At 60.8% G+C, this 5888-nt stretch carries 4 protein-coding genes; 3 read left to right on the forward strand and 1 reads right to left on the reverse strand.

The window, feature by feature from the left end; genetic code table 11:
• Nucleotides 1-1002: 1002 nt before the first annotated feature.
• A complete protein-coding gene (locus tag HMPREF9056_RS14170) occupies nucleotides 1003-1632 on the forward strand; it encodes a pilus assembly protein TadG-related protein (protein WP_157185059.1) in 630 nt (209 codons plus the stop codon).
• 890 nt (nucleotides 1633-2522) lie between these two features.
• Here the strand turns inward: HMPREF9056_RS14170 and HMPREF9056_RS14360 are convergent.
• Nucleotides 2523-2723 (reverse strand): hypothetical protein, encoded by a 201-nt coding sequence (locus HMPREF9056_RS14360; RefSeq protein WP_009404891.1) that lies wholly within the window; start codon nucleotides 2721-2723, stop codon nucleotides 2523-2525.
• A gap of 835 nt (nucleotides 2724-3558) precedes the next feature.
• Here HMPREF9056_RS14360 and HMPREF9056_RS10260 point away from each other — a divergent pair.
• Entirely contained in the window at nucleotides 3559-4053 is a 495-nt protein-coding gene (locus HMPREF9056_RS10260; RefSeq protein ID WP_216593608.1) for a hypothetical protein, read from the forward strand.
• A gap of 629 nt (nucleotides 4054-4682) precedes the next feature.
• Nucleotides 4683-5888, forward strand: a 1206-nt coding sequence (locus HMPREF9056_RS10265; protein WP_009404894.1) for an IS1634 family transposase, incomplete at its 3' end; no start/stop codon positions are given.

Here is a 5888-nt window from a genome sequence, read left to right on the forward strand (position 1 = left end):
ACCGACATCCCCATCAAAGGATAGGCGATCACCTTCATCAGACACAGCATGAGTAAAAGTGTGTAGGGTGCCTGGTATTTCTTGGACTGGGGAGTTTTCTTTCCCTGAGTCGATAGGATAGTCCGTATCAGCAGTGAAATACTCTGAGGAGCTGCTAGGTCCAGGTGGAGCGTGAGGTTATCGAGAAGGATCGAACAATAGCATCGGTGGCCGACTCCTACGATCTTGTCGCCCAGACAGCAGGCAACCGGGTCGCCAGGTACAGGAAGGGACACGCCATCGAACAGGACGAGGCGAAAATGGTTGAGTCGGATTAAGAATCATTAAACTCAGGGTGAACTACAGGGAGCTGCATAGGGAGAACGAATTCCTGAAAAAGCAGCAGCTTTCGCGTGTCCTAAACAGAAGGGAACTTTTGTTGTAGTTTGGCAGATTCTGAATGGTTTTGCGTAAATGATGAGGCCGCGGCTCCTCAAAATCGTTGTGCGGATGATGGCCTCAAGCCGCCTTTTGCCGCGTTGACTGAAGACCGTCATGGTGAACGTTTAAGGAAAAGGCGCCCGTGGGCGGGTTTCAGGCGGGGGCCGGGAAAACGAACGTGAGCGAACCGCTGTTGAGGCGTCGAAATGCTTGGATGGCATCAGAGCTAGGATTTGAAGGCACCCTGGGATAAGTCTGGCGGTGTGTCCGTAGTGCTGGCCTGATTTCTGACACTTTGGTGGGTTGTGGGGATGGCGTGAGTTTTCGTTGGTATTGCAGTGTTGGGGGTCTGATTATGGGGGCACCAAGAGGCCATATGACGCGTTGGTATGAGCCTGTTTCTGCGCGAGGTCAGGACCTCCTCAGGGGTCACGGCGGTGCAGATCGCGGTCAAGGAGGACGGTATGCACCGGATCGTGGAGCACCTGGGCTCACCATACGAGGGCGCCAAATGGGGCGAATGCCCCTGGCAATCTACACGGTGCTAATGTTTGATGAGCGTGGACAGGCAGGAGAGAGTATATGAAACGACTGAGCCACCATCTACACCACATCGTGACCAACGAGAAGGGAACGATGCTCCCTTACGCCGTCGCAGGAATTTTTATCATCGCCCTGATCGGTTACATGTTGATCGGATATCTCGGTGAGGGCTACAACGAGAATCGTCAAACTAAGACCGCAGCCGATGCAGCCGCACTGGCTGCCGCGGAGGCCTGGGGGCAACAACTTGAAGCAGAATACACGAAAGCTCTCACATCCACAAGCCAATCTGAGTTTTGGGGCCACTTTGGTCGCCCTCTAGCTCTGACCAAAGGGAGGGCCGACATTAAAGCAGCCGAATATGCAAAAAACAACGACGCTACGATTACATCAGTAAATTATGATTCACATACGGCGACCGTAAAAATCACGGTGCGAGGCGATGATCAGATCAAAGACACCGGAAAGAAAGCGGAAGCGACCGCGACAGCAACTGTCGTCTTTGAAAGCGGAATCTGCAATTCCGACGGAAATCTTGGATTTTCAATCAAGGGCGCATGTGTTGACAGCCCAACCTCAGCGAAACTCCCGAATGGCTTCGAATATGCTGGCAGCCTGAAAGGGGTATTGCCGGAAACGCGCACAAGACTGACGCGCGAAAGGCGCTAACCTCGAGTGCTGGATGTTTTCTCGGTTAGTGTTTTTTGTTGCAGACTGCCTTAGTTAGAACCCAGAGAGGGTCGGCAAACTTGATGGGCGATTATATGAATCTCTAGCCTGAGTTTTCATCTTTGGGGCACTGAAAGTGGCGCGAAGATATTGCTTTGCCTGAAATATTGTGGGTTGCTGATATTCGAGAACTCCAGGGAAGGAAATTTTCGCGGTGAAGAATAGCGGGTTGTACCCGGCTGTGGGTGTGGAGTCGGGGATGTTCCTAACTCTTCGCGTTTGAGGGTGTGTTAGGTGAGTCTATCTGCATATTTGCGTCCTAGCCAGCTCGGTGATCTTCTCCAGTCCGTCGGATACGGTCTGCCTCAGGGAACTGATGAGCCGTCGCATCAGGTGCTTTCCCAGTCCCGGATCCTCAACCCGGGAGGCCTGGATGAGGCGCCGGTAGAGGCCCCAGGTGGCCTGAACGGCGGCGTGGTGCTTGTCGGCGAACAGGTCCTCGAGACGCTTGGCCTGGGTGCCGGTGAGCAGGTCGACGTCTGTCAGCAGGGTGTGCCGAGCCTGGTGTATAGCGCCTCGCCCTTACGGCCTCGACGCCCTGTGTTCGCTCGCTGGATGCGGCGGCACTACTGATCGGCCTTGTTTCCTGCCAGCGCCACGGGGTCCATAACCGCCCGAGTAGCTCCTCGCCGGCGGCGCTCTTGAACCCGGTCAAGCCGTCCACGGCCACCATCTGAACCTGCTCACGCCGGCTCTGATCACGCAGCCAGCCAGGTCTTGAAGGCCTTCTTGGACCGGCCTTCGACCACATTGAGAAGTCGGGCTGGACCACTGGCGTCGCGTACGGGGGTCAGGTCGATGATCACGGCGGGCGTACTTATCGCCCCGTTTTATGTGGCGCCGCACAGAAGGGACACCTCCCGCTTGATAGCGAAGCGCGCAAGGGAATCATCGACACCGAGGACCTTCATCCACACCGCCGAAGCGGTCCGGGTCGCCGGTGAGAGGACCTGTTCAGCGCGGGTGAGGATCGTGGTGCTGGCGGTGTGCCATGCCACCCCCAGCAACTGCGCGACGCGCAAAACGGACATGAACTCACATCCCAGGGCCTGTACAGCCCCCGCTGGACCGCGCAGTGGGTAGGCGGGCTCTGGGCCCAACCAGACGGGTCGTGTCCTGCCGCCACAGGCGGTGGCAGTGGGTACAGGTGAAGCGTCACACACGCACCAGCAACTGTGTGGGCGCCTTCCCGCCGACACGTGGGCCAAGCACCAAGCCACCGTTCCGCAGACTACTCCTTGGGTCCCGCAGGATCTACATAAGGGGTCCTCGAAGCCAGAGGGCATGCGGCACTCGATCACCGCCCACTCCGCCGTGAGGAGCTGACCCAATGTAGTCAGTCCCAAGGCGTCCAGTCCCAGGAAGGTCGTCAGATCAGCCTCGGTGAAGGTAGTCTCAGGCACGTCGAGATCTCTTGTGACGGGGTGTGTAGCAGCTTCCATCATCGGGGGGTCTCAACCTCTATCCAGCGCAACGACGCATCCCTACCCCGAACACATATAAATAGGTCTTACTTACTGCGTTCTCAAATGTGAAGAGCCGTTAAAAGCCGCCACGGGCTGTTCCAGATGATCAAGGTCCTCAACTGGCACGTAGTTTGGAATTTCTGTGTTGTCTCATGGCTTCTGAGAGTTTCGGATGTCATGGCATCTGAGACACGGTTGGGGTGGGTTGCCTAGGGGTATGGGTAACTCGATCTCGCCGTTGCGGCGCCAGCAGGTCTGACTTGATGCAGCGTTCGTGTCTGGTTTTGGGGTGATGATCAGACCGCATCGGTAGGGTCTTCGTGGCACCTGAGGAGGGTGTGCGCTGAGTGATAGTGATGCTGACACGACGAAGGGCGCTGGGCGCCGGGCCAAGGTGTTCTTGCCTCCTTCGAGGAAGTACGACATCTACATCCAGCTGATGCGTGGGGAGACCACGGTTGGAGCGGCCGCCGCGCGGGCCGGGGTGGACCGTTCCGCGATCATGCGGTTGCAGCAGGTCGCCAGGCAGGGCGCTCTGGAGGCGCTGGCCGCCTCACGGCCAGGGGTCTCGGGTAAGCCTGCTCGTAACGTCGAGCTTGACCAGGCCCGGGCCGAGATTGACCGACTCACGCGCACGGTGACCGAGCAGGCGGTCAAGCTGGTGGTGCTGGAGGAAAAAAGGGGGCTTAGCCTGATGCCCACCGAACCGGTTCCCGTCCGGGTGGACGCAGCCACCAAGCAGGGGCTACTCGACCTGGTCGACTACGCCGCAGGCCGGGGCTGGCCCGTCTCCAAGACCTGTGAGGTCCCAGGGCTGTCCGACAGACGCCACCGGCGCTTCAGACGCCGCCAGGACAGTGGGAACAAGCTGGATGATGGTCGGCCCGGAGCCTAGCCGGGCGCGCTGATGCCCAGCGAGACCTGTGGCGGATCGTGGAGGCCTTCGAGACCTTCGCCGACAAGGACTTCTCCCACCGGCGCCTGGCTCACCGCGGCTCCTACGGGCGAGCTGCTTGTGGGCCTCGGCCTCCACGGTCCGCTGAGTGCTGAACGACCATGACCTGCGCTTGAGGCACCCGCCCCGGTCGTCAGGTTCCAAGCGCCGTCCCTGACTGGGCGACGTACCAGCCCAACTCGATATGGATCTACGACTCCACCCACTTCGCCACCTGCGGGATGACGGTGCTGATCATCGAGGACCTGGTCTCCCGCAAGTGGATCGCCCACGCCCGTCTCCGCGGAGGAGACCCACATCCAGGTCCGCCTCGCCTTTGAGCAGGTCCTGGAGGCCGAGGACCTGCTCACCTCCGCCTTGGAACGCACTGACGTCCTTAAGCGTCAGCTGGTCCTGGACTGCGATGATGATCTGACTCCTGACTCATGACAGTTTGGTGGGTTTGGAGTTTTGGGGCTGGTTTTTCGTTGGTATTCCGTGGTGTTGGGGGTGTGCTGGCACACTAAGCGGCCGGTAGGGTGGGGGTGGTGAGCCCGTTTCTGCGTAAGGTCAAGACTGCTTCAGGAGCGATGGCGGTGCAGATCGCGGTCAAGGAAGGACGCCGGGACAAGGTCATCGAGCACCTGGGCTCAGCCCACACCCAGGCCGAGCTGGCGGCCCTGATGGAGATCGGCCGGCGCCGTATCGCTCCGGACCAGCTGGCCCTGGACCTGCCCCCTACGCCACCAGCGCCACAGCCAGCCTCCTCGGGCCCGGCCAACGTCGGCGCGGTGGTGGCCTCCAAGCGCTCGGCCCTGTTGTGGGACGTTCTGCACGGGGCGTATACCCGCCTGGGGCTGGGCGAGGCGGTCGGTGGTGATCGTGCCTTTGAGCAGATGGTTCTGGCGCGCTTGATCGAGCCGACCTCCAAGGCCCAGGTCCCCCGCGTCCTGGGAGACCTGGGCCTGGAGCCGGCCAGCGTACGGACCTTGTTCCGCTCCCTGGGGCGCTGCATCGAGCGCGACTACCGGGAGGCCATCAGCGCCGCGGCCCTGAAGCACGCCATGGCCGCCGGCGACGTGTCGCTGTGTCTCTACGACGTCACCACGCTCTACTTCGAGACCGAGAAGGAGGACGACCTGCGCAAGGTCGGCTACTCCAAAGAGCGTCGGATCGACCCCCAGATCATCGTCGGGCTACTGGTCGACCGGGCCGGCTTCCCCCTGAGAATCAGTTGCTGGGAGGGCAACCGGGCCGAGACCACCACGATCATCCCCATCGCGGAGGCCTTCCAGGCCGCCCACGGCATCGAGGACCTCATCATCGTCGCTGACGCCGGCATGCTCTCGGCCGCCAACCTGACGGCCCTGGACGACGCGAGGCTGCGGTTCATCGTCGGCTCACGCACCACCCGCGCCCCGGAGGACCTGGAGGCACACTTCCACTGGCACGGGGACGCCTTCACTGACGGGCAGGTCATTGACACCATCACCCCCAGGAGAGGCTCCAGGAGCGAGCGGGACAAGAGCCGCAAGGCCGAGCCTGTCTGGGACCCGCACACCCATCCCGGCTCGTGGAGGGCCATCTGGGTCTACTCATCCAAGCGCTTCACCCGGGACAACCACACACTGGACGCCCAGGAGAACAGGGCCAGGGCCGTCATTGCCGGCGACAAGCGCCCCAAGTCCACACGTTTTGTCACCACCCACAAAGGAGACCAGGTCCACGATGAGGCATCCCTGGCCAGGGCCCGGCGCCTGGCTGGGCTCAAGGGCTACGTCACCAACATCCCGTCC

Origin of the sequence: Actinomyces sp. oral taxon 170 str. F0386, assembly GCF_000195595.1 — a bacterium.
Lineage (GTDB): Bacteria > Actinomycetota > Actinomycetes > Actinomycetales > Actinomycetaceae > Actinomyces.

Excerpts from the sequence above, each read along its gene's own strand:
- HMPREF9056_RS14360 (WP_009404891.1), bottom strand. The coding sequence starts at position 2,723 with ATGTCCGTTTTGCGCGTCGCGCAGTTGCTGGGGGTGGCATGGCACACC.
- HMPREF9056_RS14170 (WP_157185059.1), top strand. The coding sequence starts at position 1,003 with ATGAAACGACTGAGCCACCATCTACACCACATCGTGACCAACGAGAAG.